Origin of the sequence: Streptomyces sp. NBC_00425 (assembly GCF_036030735.1) — a bacterium.
Taxonomy (GTDB): Bacteria; Actinomycetota; Actinomycetes; order Streptomycetales; family Streptomycetaceae; genus Streptomyces.
The window spans coordinates 5,066,448-5,089,267 of sequence record NZ_CP107928.1 but is presented as its reverse complement, the minus strand read 5'-3'; the positions used below and the strand labels follow the sequence as shown (position 1 = coordinate 5,089,267).

The following is a 22,820-nucleotide window of genomic DNA, read 5'->3' as shown; positions in this document are numbered from 1 at the left end:
CGACGCCGCGGGGTGTGGCCGGCGCCGGGCTTGGACGACGTCGGCCGTCCGCGGGTGAACACGCCTTTGACCCGCCGAGCCGCCGGACGGGCGGATCAGCGGGTCTGGGGTTGAGGGTCAGGGATCAGGGATCAGGGCTTCAGCCGTCCAGCCGTCCACAGAGGACGCGTATCCCCTGGTCAGAGGCGCGTGACGTCCAGGTCGCCCTCGGCGTACTGCCTGCGGAGCACCTTCTTGTCGAACTTGCCGACGCTCGTCTTCGGGACGGCCTCGATGATCGTCCAGCGCTCGGGGAGCTGCCACCTGGCGATGCCTCCCTCGGCGGCGAGGAAGGCGCGCAGGGACGTGAAGTCGGCGGTGGAGCCCTCCCTGAGGACGACGGTGGCCAGCGGGCGCTCGCCCCACTTGTCGTCCGGGACGGCCACGACGGCGGCCTCGGTGACATCCGGGTGGGACATCAGCGCGTTCTCCAGGTCCACCGACGAGATCCACTCGCCGCCGGACTTGATGACGTCCTTCGCACGGTCGGTGAGGGTGAGGAAGCCGTCGGGGGAGATGGTGCCGACGTCACCCGTCTTGAGCCAGCCGTCCTCGCTGAACTTGTCGGCGGGGCGCAGGGGTTCGGCGTCGGGGCCGTTGTAGTAGGCGCCCGCGATCCAGGCGCCGCGCACCTCCAGCTCGCCCGCGGACTCGCCGTCCCAGGGCAGGCGTTCGCCGCCGGGGCCGGTGAGCCGGGCCTCGACGCCGGCCGGGAAGCGGCCCTGGGTGAGGCGGTAGCCGAACTCCTCGTCGGTGCCGACCGCGTGGGCCGGCGGACGGGCGATGGTGCCGAGCGGGGAGGTCTCCGTCATGCCCCAGGCGTGACAGACCCGCATGCCCAGCCCGTCGAAGGCGGTCATGAGGGACGGCGGGCAGGCCGAGCCGCCGATGGTGACCTGGGTGAGGCTGGAGACGTCCCGCGGCTTGGCGGTGAGCTCGGCCAGCAGGCCCTGCCAGATGGTGGGGACGGCGGCCGCGTGCGTCGGCTTCTCGCTCTCGATCATCTCGGCGAGCGGCGCGGGCTGCAGGAAGCGGTCCGGCATCAGCATGTTCACGCCGGTCATGAAGGTGGCGTGCGGCAGGCCCCAGGCGTTGACGTGGAACTGCGGGACGACGACGAGCGAGGTGTCCTGGTCGGTCAGGCCCATCGACTGGGCCATGTTGACCTGCATCGAGTGCAGGTAGATCGAACGGTGGCTGTAGACGACGCCCTTGGGGTCGCCCGTGGTGCCCGAGGTGTAGCACATGGAGGCGGCCTGGCGTTCGTCCAGCTCGGGCCAGTCGTAGACGGTGGACTTGTCCGCGACGAGGTCCTCGTACTCGTGCACGCGCGCGTGGGAGCCGTCGAGGAGGGAGCGGTCGCCGGGTCCGGAGACGACGACGTGCTCGACCGTCCTGAGGTGCGGGAGCAGCGGGGCGAGCAGCGGCAGCAGCGACCCGTTGGCTATGACCACCCGGTCGGCGGCGTGGTTGACGATCCACACCAGCTGCTCGGGGGGCAGGCGCAGGTTGAGGGTGTGCAGCACGGCGCCCATCGCGGGGATCGCGAAGTAGGCCTCGACGTGCTCGGCGTTGTTCCACATGAGCGTGGCGACCCGGTCGTCGCCGGACACCCCGAGGTCGTCGCGCAGGGCGTGCGCCAGCTGCGCGGCGCGGTCGCCGATCTCGGCGAAGGAGCGGCGGTGCGGCTCGCCCTCGCCCGTCCAGGTGGTCACCTGTGACGAGCCGTGGATCGTGGCCCCGTGCGTCAGGATCCTCGAGATCAGCAGCGGTACGTCCTGCATGGTGCTCAGCACGGCGTCCTCCCAGGGCGGCGACATTGCCTACGCGGTGGTAACGGTTGTGCTGATTCTGCTCACATACCGCGCGGTATGTCACTAGGAGGCGGTGATCGATCAGGTCACGTTCAAGCCCTGGTCAAAACACCACGTCGGCCCGCTATCGCACAAGCCCCAGTTCAGGGTCCTCGCGCAGCTTGCCGAGCGCCCGCGACACGGCCGACTTCACGGTGCCCACCGAGACGCCGAGCACCTCGGCCGTCTGAGCCTCGCTGAGGTCCTCGTAGTACCTGAGGACGACCATCGCGCGCTGCCGCGCGGGCAGCTTCATGATCGCCTGCCACATCGCGTCGTGCAGCGCCTGCTGTTCGGCCGGGTCGTCCCCGCCGATGACCGGCTCCGGCTCCGGCAGCTCGTCGCACATGAACTCGTCGACCTTGCGCTTGCGCCACTGCGACGTGCGCGTGTTCACCAGGGCGCGGCGCACATAGCCGTCGAGCGCCCGGTGGTCCTCGATCCGCTCCCACGCGACGTACGTCTTGGCGAGCGCGGTCTGCAGCAGGTCCTCCGCGTCGTTCGGGTTCGCCGTCAGCGACCTGGCGGTGCGCAGCAGCACCGGCTGACGTGCTCTGACGTACGACGCGAAGGACGGATACGGTGCGGGCCGCGTCCTGCCGTTCGACGCGCTGGTGCAGACGAGTGTGGTCATGGCTCCCACGCTAGGTTCGCCTGCCCGGCGGGCGGATCGGCCGCAGGTCCCTAAGACGCGTCCCTCTCAGGTTGTAGGGGTGGCGCCTGCCCCACCTCCTACAGGTGGACGAGCCGTCGCCACCCGTCAGGGATGACCCCGGGTGCCCGGCGGTCGCCCCCGCACTCCCGACCGGGTTCTCAGCCGTCCGAGGTCAGTACCAGGCCCGAGGTCGGCACGCCGGTTCCCGCCGTCACCAGGGCCCGCGCGGCGCCCGGAACCTGGTTCACGGACGTGCCCCGCAGCTGCCGTACGGCCTCCGCGATGCCGTTCATCCCGTGCAGGTAGGCCTCGCCGAGCTGGCCGCCGTGGGTGTTCAGCGGCAGCCGGTCCTCCGCCACGAAAGCCGCGGCCTCGCCCGGAGCGCAGAAGCCGAACTCCTCCAGCTGCATCAGCACGAACGGGGTGAAGTGGTCGTACAGGATGCCGACGTCGACGTCGGCCGGCGCCAGCCCCGAGGTCCGCCACAGCTGACGGGCGACCACGGACATCTCCGGCAGGCCCGTCAGGTCGTCGCGGTAGAAGCTGGTCATCTGCTCCTGGGCCCGGCCCGCCCCCTGCGCCGCGGCGGCGATCACGGCGGGCGGGTGCGGCAGGTCTCGGGCCCGCTCCACCGAGGTGACGACCAGGGCCTGACCGCCGTCGGTCTCCTGGCAGCAGTCCAGCAGCCGCAGGGGTTCGGCGATCCAACGGGAGGCCGCGTGGTCGGCGAGCGTGATCGGCCGGCCGTGGAAATAGGCGGCCGGGTTGGCCGCCGCGTGCCGACGGGCCGTGACGGCCACCGGGCCGAAGGCCTCCTGTGCGGTCAGCCCGTACGCGTACAGGTACCGCTGGGCCGCCATCGCCACCCAGGACGCGGGGGTGAGCAGCCCGAACGGCAGCGACCAGCCGAGCGCCGCCCCCTCCGCCGACGGCTCCCGGTGTTGCACCCCCGAGCCGAAGCGGCGGCCCGAACGCTCGTTGAAGGCGCGGTAGCAGACGACGACGTCGGCCACGCCCGCCGCCACGGCCAGCGCCGCCTGCTGCACGGTCGCGCAGGCCGCCCCGCCGCCGTAGTGGACCCGCGAGAAGAAGGACAGCTCGCCCATCCCGCAGGCCTGCGCCACGGTGATCTCGGGACTGGTGTCCATCGTGAACGTCACCATGCCGTCCACGTCGGCCGGCACGAGCCCCGCGTCGTCCAGTGCGGCCCGTACCGCCTCGGCCGCCAGCCGCAGTTCGCTGCGCCCCGAGTCCTTGGAGAACTCCGTCGCCCCGATCCCGACGACGGCGGCGCGTCCGCCGAGCCGATCGCGCTCCCGCACGCTCATCGCGCGCCCGCCGCCGGCACCGTGAGCGTGACCGTGCCGGTGACATGACGGCCGACGCCGTTGTCCCCGGTGACCCGCACCACGACGGTGTCCCCGTCGACCTCCTCGACCCGGCCCCGCAACACCATCGTGTCGCCCGGGTGGTTGGGCGCCCCGAGGCGGATGGCCACCTTGCGCAGCACGGTCGTCGGCCCGAACCGGTCCGTGAGGTAGCGGCCGACCAGGCCGTTGGTGGTGAGGATGTTCATGAAGATGTCGGGCGACCCCTTCTGCCGGGCGAGTTCGGGGTCGTGGTGGACGTCCTGGTAGTCGCGCGAGGCGAGGGCGCCGGCCACGATCAGGGTGCGGGTGACCTCGATCTCCAGCGGCGGCAGCACGTCACCGGCCTTCATACGGCTCATACGGCTCCCTCCCGCGCGCGGAACACGGGCAGCGTCAACTCGTCGTCGTACGTGCGGAACTCGAGCTCCACGGGCATGCCGACCCGCACCTTGTCGTACGGGACGTCCACCACGTCGCTGACGACCCGGACGCCCTCGGCGAGCTCGATCAGCCCCACCGCGTAGGGCGGGGAGAACGCAGGGAAGGGCGGGTGGTGCATCACGACGTACGAGAAGACCGTCCCCTCGCCGCCGGCCTCGACGACGTCCCACTCGGCCGCGCCGCACGCGTTGCAGCCGGGCAGCCACGGGAAGCGGAGGGTGTCGCAGCCGGCGCAGCGCTGGATGAGGAAGCGGCGGTCGCGGACGCCCTCCCAGAAACCGGCGTTGTCGCGGTTCACGACGGGGCGTGGGCGGCGTTCGCGCGGTCGCGGAGTCCGCTTCGCCGGGGCGTACTTGAGGATGCGGAAGCGGTGCGTGCCGACGAGCGTCCCGGCCACCCGCACGTCGGTCCGGGTCGTGACGAAGTGCCCGGCGCCCAGCTTGGTGGTCTTGCGCGGCGACACCGACTCGATCACCGTGTCGAAGGCGACCTCGTCGCCCGGCCGCAGCGGACGGAGATACTCCTGCTCGCAGTCGGTGGCGACCACCGCGGTGCAGCCCGCTTCGTCGAGCAGGGTGAGGAGCTCGTCGTAGGCCTGCGCGCGCCCCTGGTGACCGCTCAGGCCGCCCATGATCCACGCCTGCAGCATGGTGGGCGGGGCGATCGCGCCGGGGCCGGTGTACGCGGGGTTGCGGTCGCCCATCGCCTCGCACCAGTGCCGGATCATGGGCGCGTTGACGGGGTCCCGGCCGGTGCCGGCGACCGCGGCAGGGCGGCCCTCGTAGGCCTTGAGCCGCGCGTGCAGATCGTCGTCGTCCACGACCGCACTCCTTCCAGGACCGGGACGGGAGAGGCGAGAGGACTGCCCGTGACCGAACGGTTTCTGACTGTCCGTCAGATCCAGGGCCCTGTCAAGGTCACCGGCCCGGGGCGTCCCGCCCGCGCCCTCTTCCCTATTTCGAACATGCGTACGATGATGGAAGTATGGCCACTACCGACCGGTTCCCCCGGCAGGCCACCACGCTGGCCCTCGCCCACGCCCTGTCGGCCGCCGAACGCGGCCTGGCCGTCATCCCCCTGTCCAGGACCAAGCTCCCGGCCCTGCGCTCCCCTCACCGCGACGAACACCGTGCCGAGCATCGCGCCGAACGCGGTGCCGAGCATCATGCCGAACGCCGCGACGAACGCCGCGACGAGCATCGGGACGGCCCCGCGGACGGCCCCGCCGCCCCGCCCTGCCACGGGGAATGCGGCCGCCCCGGTCACGGCGTGTACGACGCCACCACCGACCCCGCCCGCATCCGCGAACTCTTCGCCGCCGCCCCCTGGGCCACCGGGTACGGCATCGCCTGCGGGCTGCCCCCGCACCATCTCGTCGGCGTCGACCTGGACACCAAGTCGGGCACGGACTCCACGTCGGCCCTGCGCGAACTGGCCCTGCGGCATCTCTTCACGATCCCGCCGACGGTCGTCGTCCTCACCCCGTCCGGCGGACGCCACCTCTGGCTCACCGGCCCGCCGGACGTCGTCGTCCCCAACTCGGCGGGCCGGCTCGCCCCCGGCATCGACATCCGCGGCGCCGGCGGCTACCTGGTCGGCCCCGGCTCCCGCACCGCCCACGGCGTCTACGCCGCCGACCCCGGCAGCGCCCACCTCCCGCCGGCGCCCTGCCCGCCCTCGCTGCTGCGTCTGCTGGTCCCTCCGCCGCGCGCCGCCCGCCCGGGCAGACAGAGCCCGGCGGGCGGCGCGCACGGCCGGGGGCTGATCCAGTTCGTCCTGGCCGCCCACGAGGGGCAGCGCAACACCCGGCTGTTCTGGGCGGCCTGCCGGGCCCACGAGAACGGCATCGGCACCGAACTGACCGAGGATCTCGTCACTGCGGCCGTCCACACCGGTCTGACGGCACGGGAGGCCCGGGGGACGATCGCGTCGGCCGCCCGGATGACGGCACACCGCCCCGCCCCGTGAACCCGCCCGCGCACCGGCGCCGCGACGGTCAGCCTCCGGAGCGCTGCCCCTGGACGGCCGCCCGCCGGCGCAGCGCGAGGACGATGCCACCGCCGACCACGACGAGCCCCGCAGCGGTACCGGCGATCACCGTGGTCCCACCGCCCCCACCGGTCTCGGCGAGCCGGACGCCGCCGCCGGCCGGCGACACGGCGGTCACGGGAGCGGCCGAGGCCGAGGACTCCGAGGACGCCTCGTCGGACGGCGCGGCGGACGCCGAGGACGACGCCGAGTCCGGAGCCGACGCAGATGCGGAGGGCGACGCCGAGGCCGACACGGACGCCGAGGACGACGCCGATGGACCGGCCGGCGCACAGGTGTCCTCCTGCACGACGACCAGGGGCTGGACGTCGTCGTCGACCAGGTTGCCCGCCTTCACATGGATCCGGAACGTCTCCCCGGCGTACCAGGATTCGGGAACGAAGTCGACGGTGGCGCCTCGGGCGGTCGGGCGGGCGAGGGTCTTGGTCTCGATGAGCCGCTGGTTGTTGATCGGCTGATTCAGCTGGAGGTACAGGTCGATGCGGGCCGGCGTGCCCGAGGCGTCCTTGTCGGTGACGCGGATGACGCCGTGGCCGCCCGCGTCGCAGACGGCCACGGCGGAGAAGTCACCGATGCTGCACGCGAGCGCCGCGTGCGCGCCGCCGATGGCGAGAGCGGCCGCGGCCGCGAGAGTGCCTATGCCGCGGGCAGCCATGGCGGCGTGGGATGAACGAGACACGCTTGTCCTTCACGATCGATCACGATGCGACGAAACGGCTCCCTCGGAGCCCCTCCCAAAGGAACATCGCCCCGCGTCAAGCCAGACCGAACAACTGGTCATGATCAGGTGCTCACCTGGTCAAGAATCAGCCGAGGAAGGCTCGTCACCCCGACCCCACTGGAGAACACCATGCCTCGATGGGCAATCGTGATGGCTCACGGAGACGCGGAATCCTCTCGGTACTACATCCAGAACGAACTCGAAGGGACCGAGAGCGAAGCCCTGGCTGCGTTACAGACCACCGTCGACGCCTTCCAGAAGGCTTCCAGAGCAAAATCGATCAAGCGCCAGAGGCGACAGGTCTTCCGCGTCTCCGAGCGCAGCTACTTCGTCCGCGTCATGCACCGGGGCTACTCGGGCCAGGCCCACTTCACCCTCGCCGAACTCGTAGCCGACACCCACGACGACGACCTTCCCGACACCGTCGCCGACCTGACGGCGGAGCCGTGAACAGGGTGAGACACGGTCACGCCGAAGGGGTGCCGCTCCGGAGAGTGGCACCCCTTCTGACCTGCAACGCTTCTGACCTGCGCGGTGGGTGTGGGATTTGAACCCACGGTGACATCGCTGCCACGACGGTTTTCAAGACCGTTCCCTTAGGCCGCTCGGGCAACCCACCCGCGCCCCGGCCCACCTGGGACGGAGCGGGTACAGAGTACCCGGCGCGGGCGGGTCTCGGGGGGCGTGGTCCACACGGGGTCCACTGGGTCCGGTCCGCTCCTCTGCTGCACCGCTCCAATCAGCATTCCATCTGGGTCACACGCCCCGGTCCTGGAGGCGTAGACACCGCCCTGGTCGGCGGATCGCCGGTAGCCGATGAGGGCTCCGGCGGTGACGACGACGCACTGCTCGGGCCCGCAAGGCAACCCGGGCAGTGCCGATTCCGCCGGTTCTCGTGCGCCCGGTCCGCGAGCACATCAAGGAGTCGGCACTGCCGAGGATGGCCGGCTCTTTCGCGCGCCCCAGGGCGGCCACCTCTTGTCCAAGGAGTACGGAGAGGCGTGGAAGATCGCCCGGCTCGCGGTACTGACGCAGTCCGAGGCAGCCTCGCCGCTGGCTGACGTCCCGTACTCCATGCGCCACGCGGGCGTTTCGCTCTGGCTTGAGTCCGGCGTCTCTCCAGCCGAGGTCGCACGCCGGGCGGGCCACAGCATCGCAGTCCTGTTCCGCTTCTACGCCAAGGCGATTCACCGCAACCAACAGCGCTCGAACGACCAGATCGAGCGGGCTTTGAAGGCTGCTGAACGAGCATAGACAGAGCGCAGTTCGCCCAACAGGTGCCGTCCTCACCCCCATGACGGGGAGAGGAGGGCACCTTCTTGCGATCGCCTACGCCCGGTGTTCCGCACGATCTGGAGCCCTTGGAGCAACGCCTAGCGGCCCGGCTGGCACTCCGCCAGCCCCCCGAACAGTTGATCGGCAACCCTCAATGCCCCCGGCGTTTGGCGGGGAGCATCAAGCCCGTTTCAGTGAAGTTGAGTTGATCATGTCACGGGACCGTTACGGCGTCGTCTTGGATCAAGGACCGAGGCATCCGCTCGGATCCTGCGCCCCTCATAATGATCAAGCACGTGCCGAGGGACGCCCGCACCTCAGCCCCAACCAGTAGATCACGCAGGGGAACTGACACATGATCCGCAACCGCCGCAAGGCCTTCCTCGTCTCCGCCGCGCTCCTGGGCGGCACCCTGCTGATGACGGCGTGCAACCAGAGCGACGCCGACAGCTCCTCCGGCAAGGCCGACGCGTCTGCAGCGGCGAGCAAGTCTGGTGCCACAGGCGTCAGCGGTGCCTCCGCATCCCCCTCCGGTTCCGGGAACACGTCCGGCGGCAGCACGTCCGGTTCCGGGAAGACGTCCGGCGGCAGCACGTCCGGCGGCAAGACGTCCGGTTCCGGGAACACGTCCGGCGGCAACACGTCCGGTTCCGGGAGCACATCCGACTCCGGCGAGACCGTCGTGGAGGGCCTCAACAAGGGCAAGGGCGTCAGCGGCACCTGGTACGGCATCGTGCGGTACGTGGCGCCCGGCAAGTACCTGGTCGACGGTCCTGCAGCCAAGGGCTCCGGCGGTGAGCAGCAGGCGTTCTTCCTCGCCGAGGACACCGTGATCCTGGGCGGGGGCCAGATCTGCGGCACCGCCGGCTCGAAGGTGGACGCCCCCTGCGAGGAGGCCGACCTGGAGAAGGCCGCCAAGAAGGGCGTGGAGGCCGAAGTCGTGGTCAAGAACGGCATAGCCACTCAGATCACCGACGGTGCGCTCCTGTGATCCGATAGCTCGCAACGAGCAGAGGCGGTCTGCCGGAAGCCACACTTCCGGCAGGCCGCCTCACTCATTGCGGCGTCTCGGCACTTCTGGCCTCACGCGGTTCTGGGCAACGGTCCAGGCTCCAGACCGCAAGGGGTGCTGACCAGCGGGTACGTGGTTCGCTTGTGCCGGACTGCGGTCCACGTCTGGTCCACACGCACTGAGTCACACCGTGACAGAGCCTGATCAAGGTGAGACAGCTCGCACGCGGAAGGGGTGCCCCCAGTGAGAGGGACCCCTTCTGACCAGCACGTCTATGACCTGCGGAGTGGTCGACATCCGGGCCCACCGGAACGCTGTCACGCTCTCGCGTTTTTCAAGACCGTTCCCTTAGGCCGCTCGGGCAACCCACCCGCGCCCCGGCCCACCTGGGACGGAGCGGGTACAGAGTGCCCGGCGCGGGCGGGTCTCGGGGGGCGTGGTCCACACGGGGTCCACTGGCTCTGTCCACACCCATGCCCAATGCGCCGATCACCAGCCCCCGGCCTCCGCGTCACCCAGCCGACGCGGGCGAGCCTAGGGGCTGTGCTGGCCCTGTTTGCATCCCCAGAGCGTCCGTGGCTACCGAGTTACGACTTTCCCTACTGATTCATGGTGGCTCGCTCCGCTCCGCGTCCGCGGCCCGGCCCCCCGGTCGACCTGCGCTCAGGTCTCCGCCCCGCTCCAGCCCGGCCGGCGTCCGGGCCGCACGCTCAGCAATCGGCCGCCTGATGCTGGAGAAGGGATATGCCGTGGCTGGGGCTGCCCGCTCCAAGGCCCTACGCACCCACTTGGCGCGAGCCTCGAAGATCACGACCCCAGCGTCGTGCTCACCGGGCAGGCCCGCAGGCTCCCAACGCGCCGGAGGCTTAAGGGGCCTGATCACTCCTGCCGAAGCAGCTCCAGCCCGAGCCGCTACGCCGGCCTTGCTCGCACTCACGGCAGCCGTGCTCGTCCACACCTGAGCCGATACCACCTACACCGAACGGGAAAGGGCCGAACCCGGAACGGCCCGTCTGAGCCGGTCGGTGCGGCTTTGAAACGGCCGACGCCCCGGCCTCCCGAGACCAAGCCGATGGCTCGGAATCAAGCAGCGACACCACCGGCAGGGTGAAAAAACGCGCCCCCTTACCCCCCTTCAGCCTCTTATCTTTATGTACTTTCATAGGCTTATTGCTAGTTTCCGATCGGTAAGTGATGTTTCATCACCTCATCTGCAAGCACTCGCGCCGCGGACCTCTATTTGCGGCTGAGGCCGCAGAACCTCGACACGAGACACGACTTCTGGCCTGACCGGAACTCACTACGAGAGCTCGGAACCCCTTTGCCGGGGCGACTGAGCTCAACGGCGACAAGAAAGGTCACCCCCCATGGCAGTGGTTGCCAACTCGTCCCGTTCGCCAGGCAAAATCCGCATACTCCATCGCCTCAAGACACGTCTTTCACTCTTGCCCGGTGTAGCGCTGTTGGCCACGGCCACGGTCGCGCTCACTTCAGGCGTCGCGCACGCCGCAGAAGCCCCCGTCGAACTGGGGACGGCCAAGAGTTACTCGGTCCTGGCCGGTTCCACGATCACCAACACCGGCCCCACCGTCATCAACGGCGACGTGGGACTGAGTCCGGGCTCTTCGGTGACGGGCTTCTCATCGTCGACGCCCTCCGGCCCCGGGCAGATCTTCGGCGACCTGCATGTGGCCGACGCCGAGGCCGCTCAGGCAAAGACGGATCTGACCACCGCCTACAACGATGCGGCCGGCCGAGGCCCTGGAGCCGCTATCACGGCCGATCTCGGCGGACAGGTATTGGTCCCCGGCGTCTACACGGCCTCGACGTCAATGGGACTCACCGGAGCACTCACCCTCAACGCCAAGGGTGACCCCAACGCCGTCTTCATCTTCCAGGCCGGATCGACACTGACCACCGCTTCGGCCAGCAGCGTCATCCTCGTCAACGGTGCACAGCCCTGCAACGTGTTCTGGAAGGTGGGCAGCTCCGCTACTCTCGGGACCAATTCCACCTTCGTGGGCACCATCATGGCCGACCAGTCGATCACGGTGACAACGGGCACCAAGATCCAGGGCCGTGCCCTTGCGAGGATCGGCGCGGTATCGCTGGACGACAACGTCATCACAACGCCGATCTGCGCGACTGGCCCCACCGGGCCCACCGGGCCCACCGGGCCCACGGGGCCCACGGGTCCCGCCGGACCTGCCGGACCCGCCGGACCTGCCGGACCTGCCGGACCTGCCGGACCTGCCGGACCCAAGGGGGACACCGGACCTGCCGGACCCACGGGAGACACCGGACCTGCCGGACCTCAAGGTCCTGAAGGGTCCCAAGGACCCGCCGGACCTGCTGGATCCACGGGGGACACCGGACCTGCCGGACCTGCCGGACCCAAGGGGGACACCGGACCTGCCGGACCCACGGGAGACACCGGACCTGCCGGGCCTCAAGGTCCTGAAGGGTCCCAGGGACCCGCCGGACCTACTGGATCCACGGGGGACACCGGACCTGCCGGACCTGCCGGACCCAAGGGGGACACCGGACCTGCCGGACCTCAAGGCCCTAAGGGTCCCAAGGGGGACACCGGACCTGCCGGCCCTAAGGGCCCTAAGGGGGACACGGGCCCTGTCGGTCCTAAGGGCCCTAAAGGCCCTAAAGGACCCCAGGGTCCTGCGGGACCTGGCGGTGAAGGTGATCACGGGCACCACAACCAGCACGGCGACCACGGCGACCACGGCGACCACAAGCCCGACTGCCAAGAGCACCAAGGCAAACAGCCCTGGCGGCACGACGGGAAGCGCGTGTCGCTGACGTCCCCGGCGGTGTGCAGGGACTAAGCGAAACCTCGTCTGCCTCTCCTTGAGGCGAAGGTCAAGACGAGTAAGGGGCGCCTTCCTCGAAGGCGCCCCTTACTGACGTTGACGAGCCAATCTGGCGGCTGCATCGCAGTCCTGTTCCGCTTCTACGCCAAGGCCATGCACCGCGACCAACAGCGCTCGAACTGATCGACGGCAGGACGGGCGTCTAGGCGGCCCGGTCATGACCTCGCACGCGCGCGTGAGGCCGCCGGCGTCGAAGCCGGGGTGTCACCGCGCGCGTGCGTCCGGGGGCGTCCGCAGGGATCAGTTGTCGCCCTTGCGGGAGCCGAGGGTCAGGTCGACGGTGTGGGACTTGCCGCCCCGCTCGTAGGTGATCGTCACCTTGTCGCCGGGCTGGTGGGTCCAGATCTCGCCGATGAGGGTCGGACCGCTGTCGATCACCATGTCGTCGAGCTTGGTGATGACGTCGCCGGGCTTCAGGCCGGCCTTGGCCGCCGGACCGCCCGCCTCGACCGCGGACGCGCCGCCCGCGGCCGTGTCCGTGATCTTCGCGCCGCCCGAGGAGTCCTGCAGGGAGACCGACGCCCCGATCTTGGCGTAGACGGGCTCACCGGTCTTGATCAGCTGCTGGGCGACGTACCTGGCCTGGTTGATCGGGATCGCGAAGCCGAGGCCGATCGAGCCGGACTGGGTGGTGCCGCCCAGGCCACCGCCGCCGGTGGACTGGATCGCGGAGTTGATGCCGATGACGTTGCCCGAGGCGTCCAGCAGCGGGCCGCCCGAGTTGCCCGGGTTGATGGAGGCGTCCGTCTGCAGGGCGCTCATGTACGAGGCCGAGCTGCCGGTGCTGTCGCTGGAGGCCACCGGACGGTTCTTCGCGCTGATGATGCCCGTGGTGACCGTGTTGGACAGGCCGAAGGGCGCGCCGATCGCGATCGTCGAGTCGCCGACCGCCACCTTGTCGGAGTCGCCGAGGGTGAGCGGCTTCAGGTCCGAGGGGGCGTTCTTGAGCTTGATGACGGCGACGTCGTAGCCCTGGGCGTGGCCCACGACCTCGGCGTTGTACTTCTTGCCGTTCGGGAAGGTGGCCGTCACCTTGCCGCCGTCGACCGCTTCGGCGACCACGTGGTTGTTGGTGACGATGTGGCCCTGGGTGTCGAACACGAAACCGGTGCCGGTGCCGCCCTCGCCGCTGCTGGACTCGGCCTGGATGGTCACCGTGCTGGGCAGGGCCCTGGCGGCGACCCCGGCGACGGTGCCCGGGTCGCGCTTGACCTCACCGCCGTTGGTGGAGGAGGAGACGGTGGTCGAGCCGGTGTCGTCGTCGTTCTTGGCCAGCGTGTAGCCGAGGCCGCCGCCGAGGCCGCCCGCGACCAGCGCGGCGACCAGGATCGCCGCGACGAGCCCGCCACGGCCCCGGCCGGACTTCGGTGCGGGCTGCTGGTAGGACGCACCCCAGACGGTCCCACCGGCACCACCGGCACCGCCTGCCCCGCCCGCGGCCGCGGAGCCGTTGTCGCCGTACGTGTGCGTGCCCGCACCGCCGTCGCCGTACGCGTGCGTGCCCGCGTCGGCGTACACCGGGGTGACGGGGGCCGGAGCGGGGCCGCCGGGCCAGTCGCCTTCGGGGGCGGCCGGAGAGCCGTGCGGGGCGACGGCGTGCGGGGCAGCGGCCGTGTGCGGCGCCGGGGGCGCCTGCGACGGGGCCGGCGGCGGCCAGTCGCCGTCCGTCGGCGCCGGTGCGCCCTGCGGCGCGGTGGGCGGCGGCCAGCCGGCGCCGGGAGCGCCCGCCGCGTGGGCCGGCGCCTCCGGCGCCTGTACGGACGTCGCCGGGAGCTCGGTGGTGGGCGCGCCCGCGTCCGGCGCGGTCTGCTGCGCGGAGGCCGAGGGAGAATCCACCGGCACGGGGGGTGCGGACGGGGCCGGGGGAACCTGGGTGCCCTCGTTCTTGCCCTCGTTCTCGGTGTTCACAGCTCTTCTCCTCGATCCACGGCTGTTGTCGTCGGTCGTACTCAGGTCACGCTCGTCGCGCGCTGAAGCAGTACAGGTGTTCCTGGTGTACGTCTCAGCTTTTCCCACGGGCCGTCAGAGCACCATAAGCGGTGGCTGTGGGTCCTTGACCATTCTTTATAAGGGGTATTACGCACAATAAGCGCGCATCTTCGAAACATCTCAGAGGGTTCTCAGACGACTGCGTGCCGGTGGCACGATGACGCGGTGACTCACGCACGGCAGCACCACATTCAAGTCGTCGCTCACCGAGGCGCTTCCGAGGAGGCCCCCGAGCACACCCTGGCCGCGTACAGGAAGGCGATCGAGGACGGCGCGGACGCCCTCGAGTGCGACGTACGGCTGACCGCGGACGGCCATCTCGTCTGCGTGCACGACCGCCGCGTCAACCGTACGTCCAACGGCCGCGGCGCGGTCTCCGCCCTGGAGCTCGCCGACCTCGCGGCGCTGGACTTCGGCTCCTGGAAGACGAAGGAGGCCCGTGAGGCCTGGCAGGCGCGCGAGGAGGACCCGGACTGGGAGGTCCGGCCGGAAGACCGCGAGGAGACCTCCGTCCTGACCCTGGAGCGACTGCTGGAGCTCGTCTCCGACGCGGGACGCCGGGTGGAACTGGCCATCGAGACCAAGCATCCGACGCGGTGGGCCGGACAGGTGGAGGAGCGGCTGCTGGCGCTGCTGAAGACGTTCGGCCTGGACGCGCCTGCCTCGCCGGCCGAGTCCCCGGTGCGGATCATGAGCTTCTCGGCCCGCTCGCTGCACCGGGTGCGCGCCGCCGCTCCCACCATGCCGACCGTGTACCTGATGCAGTTCGTCTCGCCCCGGCTGCGCGACGGACGACTGCCCGCGGGCGTCGGGATCGCCGGCCCGTCGATGCGGATCGTGCGCAGCCATCCCGCCTACGTCCAGCGGCTGAAGAAGGCCGGACACCAGGTGCACGTGTGGACGGTGAACGAGCCCGGCGACGTCGACCTCTGCGTCGAACTGGGCGTGGACGCCATCATCACCAACCGCCCGCGCGCGGTGCTCGGACGACTGGGCCGCTGATCCGGGAAGGGAGGCCGCGGGCCCCACGCCTCGCCGGCTCGCGCCCTCTTCAGCCCGCGCCTCCCCCTCTCCTGCCTCTCCCTCCCCCCGCCCTCCTCTCCCCTCCGGACGAGCCGAAGTCCGTTCGGAGAAAGTCACAGAAGTCCCACAAGCCCCATCCACACCTCTTGACCACACCGCGCGCCTACAGCATTCTCCGTTCCAGCCATACCGTCCAAATTCAGCCACGCACTGAACAGGCGCTCACAAGGAGTGCTCCGGCGCGTTCGCTGCGTGTTCGGTCGTTCCGAATGCGTCGCCGGACCTGCATTGGCCGGTTTCCGGTACAGGCCAATGGGGCATCCACTCCGTGGCGTGGGGCGAAGGAGGTCTCGGGGGTGGCGTTGGTGGTGGCACAGGAGGTGCCCGCGTCGTCGAGCATGGCCGTATCCCATGGCCCTGCGGGCGTGGGCAACGCGAGACACCGCATGCGTGATCAGCTGCGCAGGGGCGGGGTGTCGGAGTCGGTCATCGACGACGCCGTACTGATCCTTTCCGAGCTCCTGAGCAATGCCTGCAAGCACGGCAGACCGCTGGGCGACGACCTGGCCGGGGACGGCGACGTCCGGGCCGCGTGGCGGGTGGACCCGGGCGGCCGGCTGGTGGTCGAGGTGACCGACGGCGGCGGCCCGACCCGCCCGGCGCCGGCCACCCCCTCCGTCACCGCCCACGGCGGCCGCGGGCTCAACATCATCACGGCGCTGTCCGACGACTGGGGCGTGCGCGACGACGCCCGCGGCGAGGTGACGGTGTGGGCCGTCGTCCACGCGGACGTGTACGACCCGGACGCCGGCTGTCGACGCGACGACTTCGCGAGCCGGGTCGCCGCCCCGTCGGTGGCCTCGATCCCCGGCCTCGACTTCACCGACGCCTTCGACGACCTGGACTAGGGACGCGAGGAACCGGTCGCCGCGCGAGCCCGGATCGCCGCGCCGGGCGTCGCGCGCGACTGCCGCGTCGTCCACAGGTTCCCGTGACGGAGCGTACGAACGGCTAGGCTCCCGCCGTACCAGACGAGCCGTAACCGGGAGACACCCAGATGGCCAAGAAGCGACCCCAGACGACGGCCAAGCGGCCGCAGCCCACCGACGCGGACATCCCGGTCGTCGGCGCGCGGGAGCCCTGCCCGTGCGGCAGCGGCCGCCGCTACAAGGCCTGCCACGGAAGGGCCGCCGCGCACGCGGTGACCGAGCTGGTGCAGCGTCCCTTCGAGGGCCTGCCGGGCGAGTGCGACTGGGTGGCGCTGCGCGAGCTGGTGCCGGCCGCCACGGTGGAGCTGACACTGAAGGGCGGTCTGCCCGAGGGCGTCCCGTCCGTCACGCTCGCCACCGTCCTGCCCATGGCCTGGCCCGCCCTGCGCCGCGACGACGGCTCGGTGCTGCTCGGTCTGCAGAACGACACGCCGTCGGGCGACCTCAGCCGTGACCTGGCGGACACCCTGCAGAGGGCGCTGGAGGCGGACCCCGGCACTCCGGTGCAGGCGCGCCGCGCCCCGGCGGACGGTCCGCGGATGCAGGATCTGCTCGACGCCGAAGGCGTGTTCGAGCCAGTTGTGCACAGTGGCTTCGAGTTCTGGGTCCCGGACCCGGAGAACGCCGCCCCGGAGGTGGCCGCCTCCCTGGAGCGCGCCAACGCCGCGGCGATCCCGACCGTGAAGCTGACCGGCGTCGACGCCGCGTACTGGTGCGAGACTCCGGACAAGAACCACCTGCGCTGGGTCATGCCGCACCCGGAGGAGCGGCTTCTGGACGCGCTCGCGCGGCTGCACGCGGCGGGCCGCTCCGGCCTCGGCGAGGGCACGCGCCTGGTGGGCTCGTTCCGGGCGCACGGCGTGCTGGTGCCCGTCTGGGACCTGCCGAGCGCGGTCACCGCGGACGACGTGGAGAAGCCGGCCGCCGAGTTCGCCGAGCGCCTCGCCGAGGCGCTGGCCTCGGACGAGCCGCTCAGCGCCGACGAGCGTCGCGCGCGTGGCGGCCTGACCAACCGACAGGTGACGCTCAGCTGACGCACAGGTCCGGGAAAGGGCCGCGCTGACCGGCCGGTCAGCGGCCCGGACTCCGGCGGCCGGCGTGAGCCCGCTCACAACTGCCCCCGAAACAAGGCGAGTCGGCACCCGAAGCGCCGATTCGCGGGTGTCCGGAAAGCCGACGAAAACAAGAGATCGAATTTGCGTAGCGCCGATCTCTTGTTACCGTTCGAGTAGCCCGGTTGCTGGTGCATCCCCCGTCGCCAGCAACCGGGTTCTTCTTTTTCCGGCCTCGCTCACCCGCCGACACCGCACGTCAACTGCCCGTGTCCGAGGGGAAGTTGCTGCCCGAGCGCAACAGCAGCGGACCGTCTGCGATCGCTTCGGCGAATTCCGTGACCGCCGTGTACGCGGCCGCTTTGCCGCGGCTCGGCTCGTGCGGCGTCTCACAGGACTGCGGCTCGTCCTCGGCGGCCACCGTGCACCTCGTCTGCACGGTGCGGCCCGCGGGGCCCATGAGGCTCAGGAAGGCGTCCAGAGCGCGCCCCGTGGCGTTGCGGTAGTAGGTGCGCGCCCAGGTGTCCTCGCCCCGGGAGAGCACACAGGTCTGCGCCTCCACGCCGTCGGGGGAGGTCAGTTCGGGGCCGCAGCGGGCGGCCGTGGCCAGACCGAGCCCCAGCAGCAGCGGCGACCTGGAGGGCGCCTCGGGGTCCGCACCGTCGTCGCCGCGCCCGGCGGTCCCGTCGGTCGCGCGCCCTTCGGCTACCTCGGCCTGCTGGGCTCCTTCGGCCTGCTGGGCTCCTTCGGCCGCACGCGGATCGCCCGCTGCTCCGGCGGCGCCCGTGCGCCGGTCCGCCGCGCCGGCAGCCCGCTCGCCGGCCGCGCCGAAGGAGCGCCCGCCGCCCGCGTGCACGTCACCCCGGCCGGACGCCTGTCCCTCCTCGCCGGCCGGCCCTGCGGACGCCATGGCCAGGGGCAGGGCGATCGCACAGGCCACGACGCCCCCTAGGGCGAGCAGACGAAGGTTCATGTAGCGGAAGATAGAGGGCGAACGCGGGCGTCCCGGCCGGCGCGCGCCCGACACCCCTACAACTCGGGGGCGCTCACACCCGTACGAGTGAGGGCGTCCACGACGGCGTCCACCACGGCCTCGACGTCGGGCACCCAGGGCGAGGCCGAGCCGGGCAGGGGAGCCCGCTCCCAGCGGATGTCCCCGCTCCCCGTCACCGACGGGGGCAGGGCGAGGTAACCGCCCTCGCCGTGGAAGCGCAGGGAGCCCGGCACGAAGTCCTTGGCGTAGAGCAGCTCACCCAGCTGCTCCATCGAGTACGGCCGGACGAGGACGGACCAGCGCGTGGGCGAGGCGACGACCGGCCCGAGACGCATGCCCTGCTCGTCGAGCGCCACGAGCGCGCGCGACGCCGCGAGGGCGGGGAGGCTGACCGCGCAGGGGGCTACGCCCCCGGTGGCCAGGATGATCGGTGCGGCCGGCCGGTTGCCCCACCACCAGCGCACCATGCGCGCGTCGCAGGTGGCGGCGAGAAGGCCGGGGTCGAAGGGGTGAGCACCGGGGACCGTGCACTCCGGGTCGGGACAGGTGCAGCGGGACGTGCTCCGCTGGTCGGCCGCCGCGCCCGGGAGGACGGGCCACTGCCAGTCCGTCGCGAACGTCAGTGCCGAGTCGATCAACTCAGGTCCCGCGTCGCCGGACTGGGACAGGAGCCTGCGTCGCTTTCCGAGGATCTCGCGCATGAGCGCTCGTTCCTTTCCGTTGCACCGCTGGCAACACCGTGGGCCACATCACACCATGTGTCGATCACTTCACTGTGCGTACCTTTTGGCGCATCACACCCCTGTCCTGGACAAGGGGAACCCCTCAGGGTCGAGCGGTGGCTGCTCGCGCGGCCACTCGGTCCGACTCGCGTCCATCTAAATACTGGGCGTGGCGTGGGGTGGCGAAGTCTGGCGTTTAACGTCGCACGTATTTCTCTCCGCCTCCGCCGCGGGAGGATGGGGCACGGTCGTCGATGACTATGACGCCCGGTGCGGTCACCAGGTTCCGGAGGCTCCCCATGAGCTCCCGACGACCCCTGGCCCTTACCGAGTACGTACCCATCACGACCGCTGTGACGCTCCGTGGAACAAGGCCAGTCGACCGCAATCAACCTTTACCCGAGGCAGTTTTAAGCCAATCTTGCAATTTCGCAAGGGAGCCGGAAGAACCGTGCGCGATTCTCCCAAAGACCCCGTGGACACCAGCGACCCCGGCAGGACAATGCTGGACATCCCCTCACGAGTGCGTGTACATGTGGAGACACCGCTAGCGGCGCAGAATGACATGGGGGTTTGCGATGCTTTTGAGCAAAACGCTCCGGTCCGAGAGCCGGACGCCATGAACGCCCCTCACCCTCCGAAAGTGGCTGGAATCGATCCCACGGTTCCCTCGCCCGCACACACTGTCCCGCCCGCGCCCGCCGTCCCGGGCGTCTCCGCCGTCCCCGCGGCCGCCTCCGTCTCCCCGGATCCGTCGTCCGGCCCGCCCGGCATGTCGGGCCCTGGAGCCCTGCTGACGGACCGGCTGGCCGGCTGGGTCTCGGACCTCACCACACTGCACGAGCTCACCGAACGCCTGGCCCGCACGGTCGTGTTGCAGGACGCCCTCCAGGAACTGCTGCACGCCGGAGCCGCCCTCGTGGGCGCCCGCCGCGGCCTCGTCGTCCTCGAACCGGCCGACCGGCTGGGCCCCGACACCACCATCGGACTGGGCCTCGGCCGAGCCGACCTCGGCCATATCGAGACCGTCCCGCGCAGCGCCCTGTCCTACGGCCGCATCCTCGACGGGCTGCCCGGCGGCGAAGGCGAGATCACCGAACCCGACCTGCTCTCCGGGGACGGCCTGGACCCCCGGCACCGCGAGGTGGCCGCCCGGCTCGGATACGCCGCCAGTTACGCGCTGCCGCTGGAGCCGGACGGCGCGTCGGGCCGGCTGGGCGCGGCCGTATGGCTCTACGACGAACCCGCCGAGCCGGGTGAACGCCGGCGCCACCTGATCGGCCTCTACGTCCGGTACGCCGCCGAGCACCTGGCGCGGCTGGTGGAGCTCGAGCGCACACGCGCGTGCATGAGGACCATGTCCGAGGAGCTGCTGCCGTCCCGGCTGCCGCGCGTGCCCGGCGTCCAGCTCGCCGCCCGGCACCGCACCGGCCCGCTCGGGGGCGGCGACTGGTACGACGCGCTGCCGCTGCCGGACGCCGCACTGGGTCTGGCCGTCGGGTCCGTCACCGGGTCCGGGCCGAGCGCCGTCGCCGCGATGGGCCGGCTGCGCGCCTCCCTGCGGGCGTACGCGGTGATGGAGGGCGAGGACCCCGTCGCCGTCCTGTCCGATCTGGAGCTGCTGCTGCGGCTGACCGAGCCCGCACGGTCCGCCACCGCACTGTTCGCCTACTGCGAACCCGCCCTGCGCAAGATCACCCTGGCCGGCGCGGGACACTGCCCGCCGCTGCTGGTCGGGGAGCGGCGCACGGAGTTCGTCGAGACCACCGTCTCCGCGCCGTTGGGCATGCTGGCCTGCTGGGAAGCGCCCAGCGTCGAGCTGGAGGCCGAACCTGGCGAGACGGTTCTGCTCTACACCGACGGACTGCTGCACCGCACCGGCGACCCCGCCGACCGCGCCTTCGCCCGGCTGCACGCGGCCGCCGCCGGGGTGCCGAAGCCGCTGCGTCAGGATCCCGGGGCGGTCGCCGACCACGTGCTGCGCACGATGCTGCCGGACGGCCTGTACGAGCAGGACGGCGACGAGGACGTGGTGCTGCTGGCGGCCCGTTTCGAGTAGGGCCGCGACGACCGCGGGTAAGAGGTCATTCGGGCCTGGGCCCCCTTCCGTACGACCGTACGATGGAGGGGGTCCAGTGCCGTATCTAGGAGGATGACCATGGCCGACGAGCCCACCCCGGCTGCGCCGGATGACGCTGCCACCGCAGCGGGCCCGGAGACTGAGCCCGAGGAGCCCGTCAAGCAGCGGAAGAACGGCCTGTACCCGGGCGTCTCCGACGAGCTGGCCGAGAGCATGAAGTCCGGCTGGGCGGACACCGAGCTGCACGACCTGCAGCCGATCGCCCAGGCCGGCGAGACCGCCGCCCGCCGCGCCGCCCTCTCCGCGCGTTTCCCGGGCGAGCGACTGGTGATCCCGGCGGGCAACCTGAAGACCCGCTCCAACGACACCGAGTACGCCTTCCGGGCCTCCGTCGAGTACGCGTACCTCACCGGCAACCAGACCGAGGACGGCGTCCTGGTGCTGGAGCCGGCCGACGACGGTCACACGGCCACGATCTACCTGCTGCCGCGTTCCGACCGGGAGAACGGCGAGTTCTGGCTGTCCGGCCACGGCGAGCTGTGGGTCGGCCGCCGGCACTCGCTCACCGAGGCCGAGAAGCTGTACGGCATCCCGGCCTCCGACGTGCGCGAGCTGGCCGACCGGCTGCGCGAGGCCACCGGTCCGGTACGCGTCGTGCGCGGTCACGACGCGGGCGTCGAGGCGGCCCTGACCGACAAGGTCACCGCCGAACGCGACGAGGAGCTGCGCGTCTTCCTCTCCGAAGCCCGTCTGGTCAAGGACGACTTCGAGATCGGCGAACTGCAGAAGGCCGTCGACTCCACGGTCCGCGGCTTCGAGGACGTCGTGAAGGTCCTCGACACCGCCCGGGCCACGAGCGAGCGCTACATCGAGGGCACGTTCTTCCTCCGCGCGCGCGTGGAGGGCAACGACGTCGGTTACGGCACCATCGCCGCGGCCGGCCCGCACGCCTGCACCCTGCACTGGGTGCGCAACGACGGCCCGGTCCGCTCCGGCGACCTGCTGCTGCTCGACGCGGGCGTCGAGACGCACACGTACTACACCGCCGACGTCACGCGCACGCTGCCCGTCGACGGCCGCTTCACCGAGATCCAGAAGCAGATCTACGACGCGGTGTACGAGGCCCAGGAGGCCGGCATCGAGGCCGTCCGGCCGGGCGCCAAGTACCGCGACTTCCACGACGCCGCGCAGCGCGTGCTCACCGCGAAGCTCGTCGAGTGGGGCCTGGTCGAGGGCCCGGTGGAGCGCGTCCTCGAGCTCGGTCTGCAGCGCCGCTGGACGCTGCACGGCACCGGCCACATGCTCGGCATGGACGTCCACGACTGCGCCGCCGCGCGCGTGGAGTCGTACGTCGACGGCACGCTGGAGCCCGGCATGGTACTCACCGTCGAGCCCGGTCTGTACTTCCAGGCCGACGACCTGACCGTGCCGGAGGAGTACCGGGGGATCGGCGTCCGCATCGAGGACGACATCCTCGTCACGCAGGACGGCAACCGGAACCTGTCGGACGGTCTGCCGCGCCGCTCCGACGAGGTCGAGGCCTGGATGGCTTCGCTGAAGGACTGAGGTCGGGCGACGGCCGGGTACGGGGCCGGGTACTGGTGAGTGCCCGGCCTTTCCCGTGTCCGGGCCTTCCCGGGCCCGGACAACCGCACCGTCCGGGGGATTTCA

Annotated in this window: 19 protein-coding genes and 1 tRNA gene; 10 read left to right on the top strand and 10 right to left on the bottom strand. The window is 71.1% G+C overall.

Annotated elements, in window-relative coordinates; all coding sequences use genetic code 11:
• Positions 1-179: 179 nt before the first annotated feature.
• The 5 genes from OHS82_RS21915 to OHS82_RS21895 form a co-directional block, all read right to left on the bottom strand.
• Entirely contained in the window at positions 180-1,859 is a 1,680-nt protein-coding gene (locus OHS82_RS21915; protein ID WP_057576435.1) for a long-chain fatty acid--CoA ligase, read from the bottom strand.
• 118 nt (positions 1,860-1,977) lie between these two features.
• Entirely contained in the window at positions 1,978-2,526 is a 549-nt protein-coding gene (locus OHS82_RS21910) for a SigE family RNA polymerase sigma factor (RefSeq protein WP_057576437.1), read from the bottom strand.
• Between the two features lie 179 nt (positions 2,527-2,705).
• On the bottom strand, positions 2,706-3,875 hold the full coding sequence (locus OHS82_RS21905; RefSeq protein WP_057576439.1) for a lipid-transfer protein: 1,170 nt from the start codon (positions 3,873-3,875) through the stop codon (positions 2,706-2,708).
• Positions 3,872-4,267 (bottom strand): MaoC/PaaZ C-terminal domain-containing protein, encoded by a 396-nt coding sequence (locus OHS82_RS21900; RefSeq protein ID WP_057576441.1) that lies wholly within the window; start codon positions 4,265-4,267, stop codon positions 3,872-3,874. Before OHS82_RS21900 ends, OHS82_RS21905 begins: the two co-directional genes overlap by 4 nt.
• Before the next feature lie 5 nt (positions 4,268-4,272).
• Positions 4,273-5,178, bottom strand: coding sequence for a bifunctional MaoC family dehydratase N-terminal/OB-fold nucleic acid binding domain-containing protein (locus OHS82_RS21895; protein WP_057576443.1), 906 nt, complete (start codon positions 5,176-5,178; stop codon positions 4,273-4,275).
• Between the two features lie 164 nt (positions 5,179-5,342).
• On the opposite strand from OHS82_RS21895, the gene OHS82_RS21890 reads away from it, so the two are divergent.
• Complete coding sequence (locus OHS82_RS21890) at positions 5,343-6,326, top strand: bifunctional DNA primase/polymerase (RefSeq protein WP_057576444.1); 984 nt, start codon at positions 5,343-5,345, stop codon at positions 6,324-6,326.
• A 28-nt stretch (positions 6,327-6,354) separates the two neighbouring features.
• Here OHS82_RS21890 and OHS82_RS21885 read toward each other — a convergent pair whose 3' ends face one another.
• Positions 6,355-7,086, bottom strand: a complete 732-nt coding sequence (locus tag OHS82_RS21885; RefSeq protein WP_328434327.1) for an LAETG motif-containing sortase-dependent surface protein — start codon at positions 7,084-7,086, stop codon at positions 6,355-6,357.
• A 171-nt stretch (positions 7,087-7,257) separates the two neighbouring features.
• Between OHS82_RS21885 and OHS82_RS21880 the strand changes: the two genes are divergently transcribed.
• Positions 7,258-7,578, top strand: a complete 321-nt coding sequence (locus OHS82_RS21880; protein WP_157876303.1) for a hypothetical protein — start codon at positions 7,258-7,260, stop codon at positions 7,576-7,578.
• A gap of 82 nt (positions 7,579-7,660) precedes the next feature.
• Here OHS82_RS21880 and OHS82_RS21875 read toward each other — a convergent pair.
• Positions 7,661-7,747: transfer RNA gene (locus OHS82_RS21875), tRNA-Ser, on the bottom strand.
• A 212-nt stretch (positions 7,748-7,959) separates the two neighbouring features.
• Between OHS82_RS21875 and OHS82_RS21870 the strand changes: the two genes are divergently transcribed.
• The 3 genes from OHS82_RS21870 to OHS82_RS21860 all read left to right on the top strand — a co-directional run bounded on the left by OHS82_RS21870 (position 7,960) and on the right by OHS82_RS21860 (position 12,255).
• A complete protein-coding gene (locus OHS82_RS21870) occupies positions 7,960-8,382 on the top strand; it encodes a hypothetical protein (protein WP_328434326.1) in 423 nt (140 codons plus the stop codon).
• Between the two features lie 376 nt (positions 8,383-8,758).
• Positions 8,759-9,394 carry a hypothetical protein gene (locus OHS82_RS21865; protein ID WP_057576452.1) on the top strand — a complete coding sequence of 212 codons (636 nt, stop codon included), beginning with the start codon at positions 8,759-8,761 and terminating at the stop codon, positions 9,392-9,394.
• Between the two features lie 1,388 nt (positions 9,395-10,782).
• The gene (locus OHS82_RS21860) at positions 10,783-12,255 is read left to right on the top strand and encodes an ice-binding family protein (RefSeq protein WP_328434325.1); all 1,473 of its coding nucleotides are present in this window, start codon (positions 10,783-10,785) and stop codon (positions 12,253-12,255) included.
• Positions 12,256-12,540: 285 nt separating this feature from the next.
• Here OHS82_RS21860 and OHS82_RS21855 read toward each other — a convergent pair whose 3' ends face one another.
• Positions 12,541-14,208, bottom strand: a complete 1,668-nt coding sequence (locus OHS82_RS21855) for a S1C family serine protease (RefSeq protein ID WP_328434324.1) — start codon at positions 14,206-14,208, stop codon at positions 12,541-12,543.
• Positions 14,209-14,454: 246 nt separating this feature from the next.
• Here OHS82_RS21855 and OHS82_RS21850 point away from each other — a divergent pair, with 246 nt between their 5' ends.
• The 3 genes from OHS82_RS21850 to OHS82_RS21840 all read left to right on the top strand — a co-directional run bounded on the left by OHS82_RS21850 (position 14,455) and on the right by OHS82_RS21840 (position 17,335).
• Positions 14,455-15,291 carry a glycerophosphodiester phosphodiesterase gene (locus OHS82_RS21850; RefSeq protein ID WP_057576456.1) on the top strand — a complete coding sequence of 279 codons (837 nt, stop codon included), beginning with the start codon at positions 14,455-14,457 and terminating at the stop codon, positions 15,289-15,291.
• A gap of 290 nt (positions 15,292-15,581) precedes the next feature.
• Entirely contained in the window at positions 15,582-16,220 is a 639-nt protein-coding gene (locus OHS82_RS21845) for an ATP-binding protein (RefSeq protein ID WP_057576457.1), read from the top strand.
• Between the two features lie 149 nt (positions 16,221-16,369).
• Positions 16,370-17,335, top strand: coding sequence for a DUF5926 family protein (locus OHS82_RS21840; RefSeq protein ID WP_328434323.1), 966 nt, complete (start codon positions 16,370-16,372; stop codon positions 17,333-17,335).
• A 277-nt stretch (positions 17,336-17,612) separates the two neighbouring features.
• On the opposite strand, the gene OHS82_RS21835 is transcribed toward OHS82_RS21840, so the two are convergent.
• On the bottom strand, positions 17,613-18,326 hold the full coding sequence (locus tag OHS82_RS21835) for a hypothetical protein (protein ID WP_328434322.1): 714 nt from the start codon (positions 18,324-18,326) through the stop codon (positions 17,613-17,615).
• 56 nt (positions 18,327-18,382) lie between these two features.
• Positions 18,383-19,048: a bifunctional DNA primase/polymerase gene (locus OHS82_RS21830; protein WP_057576460.1), complete on the bottom strand. Its 666-nt coding sequence runs from the start codon at positions 19,046-19,048 to the stop codon at positions 18,383-18,385.
• Positions 19,049-19,571: 523 nt separating this feature from the next.
• Between OHS82_RS21830 and OHS82_RS21825 the strand changes: the two genes are divergently transcribed.
• Both OHS82_RS21825 and OHS82_RS21820 read left to right on the top strand, forming a co-directional pair.
• Positions 19,572-21,128: a PP2C family protein-serine/threonine phosphatase gene (locus tag OHS82_RS21825; RefSeq protein ID WP_079041067.1), complete on the top strand. Its 1,557-nt coding sequence runs from the start codon at positions 19,572-19,574 to the stop codon at positions 21,126-21,128.
• A 93-nt stretch (positions 21,129-21,221) separates the two neighbouring features.
• On the top strand, positions 21,222-22,715 hold the full coding sequence (locus OHS82_RS21820; RefSeq protein ID WP_199863706.1) for an aminopeptidase P family protein: 1,494 nt from the start codon (positions 21,222-21,224) through the stop codon (positions 22,713-22,715).
• Positions 22,716-22,820: the final 105 nt, after the last annotated feature.

Coding starts and splice junctions, on each gene's coding strand:
- OHS82_RS21915 (WP_057576435.1), bottom strand. CDS start 1,859: ATGTCGCCGCCCTGGGAGGACGCCGTGCTGAGCACCATGCAGGACGTA.
- OHS82_RS21910 (WP_057576437.1), bottom strand. CDS start 2,526: ATGACCACACTCGTCTGCACCAGCGCGTCGAACGGCAGGACGCGGCCC.
- OHS82_RS21905 (WP_057576439.1), bottom strand. CDS start 3,875: ATGAGCGTGCGGGAGCGCGATCGGCTCGGCGGACGCGCCGCCGTCGTC.
- OHS82_RS21900 (WP_057576441.1), bottom strand. CDS start 4,267: ATGAAGGCCGGTGACGTGCTGCCGCCGCTGGAGATCGAGGTCACCCGC.
- OHS82_RS21890 (WP_057576444.1), top strand. CDS start 5,343: ATGGCCACTACCGACCGGTTCCCCCGGCAGGCCACCACGCTGGCCCTC.
- OHS82_RS21880 (WP_157876303.1), top strand. CDS start 7,258: ATGCCTCGATGGGCAATCGTGATGGCTCACGGAGACGCGGAATCCTCT.
- OHS82_RS21865 (WP_057576452.1), top strand. CDS start 8,759: ATGATCCGCAACCGCCGCAAGGCCTTCCTCGTCTCCGCCGCGCTCCTG.
- OHS82_RS21860 (WP_328434325.1), top strand. CDS start 10,783: ATGGCAGTGGTTGCCAACTCGTCCCGTTCGCCAGGCAAAATCCGCATA.
- OHS82_RS21845 (WP_057576457.1), top strand. CDS start 15,582: ATGCGTCGCCGGACCTGCATTGGCCGGTTTCCGGTACAGGCCAATGGG.
- OHS82_RS21840 (WP_328434323.1), top strand. CDS start 16,370: ATGGCCAAGAAGCGACCCCAGACGACGGCCAAGCGGCCGCAGCCCACC.
- OHS82_RS21835 (WP_328434322.1), bottom strand. CDS start 18,326: ATGAACCTTCGTCTGCTCGCCCTAGGGGGCGTCGTGGCCTGTGCGATC.
- OHS82_RS21830 (WP_057576460.1), bottom strand. CDS start 19,048: ATGCGCGAGATCCTCGGAAAGCGACGCAGGCTCCTGTCCCAGTCCGGC.
- OHS82_RS21825 (WP_079041067.1), top strand. CDS start 19,572: ATGCTGGACATCCCCTCACGAGTGCGTGTACATGTGGAGACACCGCTA.
- OHS82_RS21820 (WP_199863706.1), top strand. CDS start 21,222: ATGACCATGGCCGACGAGCCCACCCCGGCTGCGCCGGATGACGCTGCC.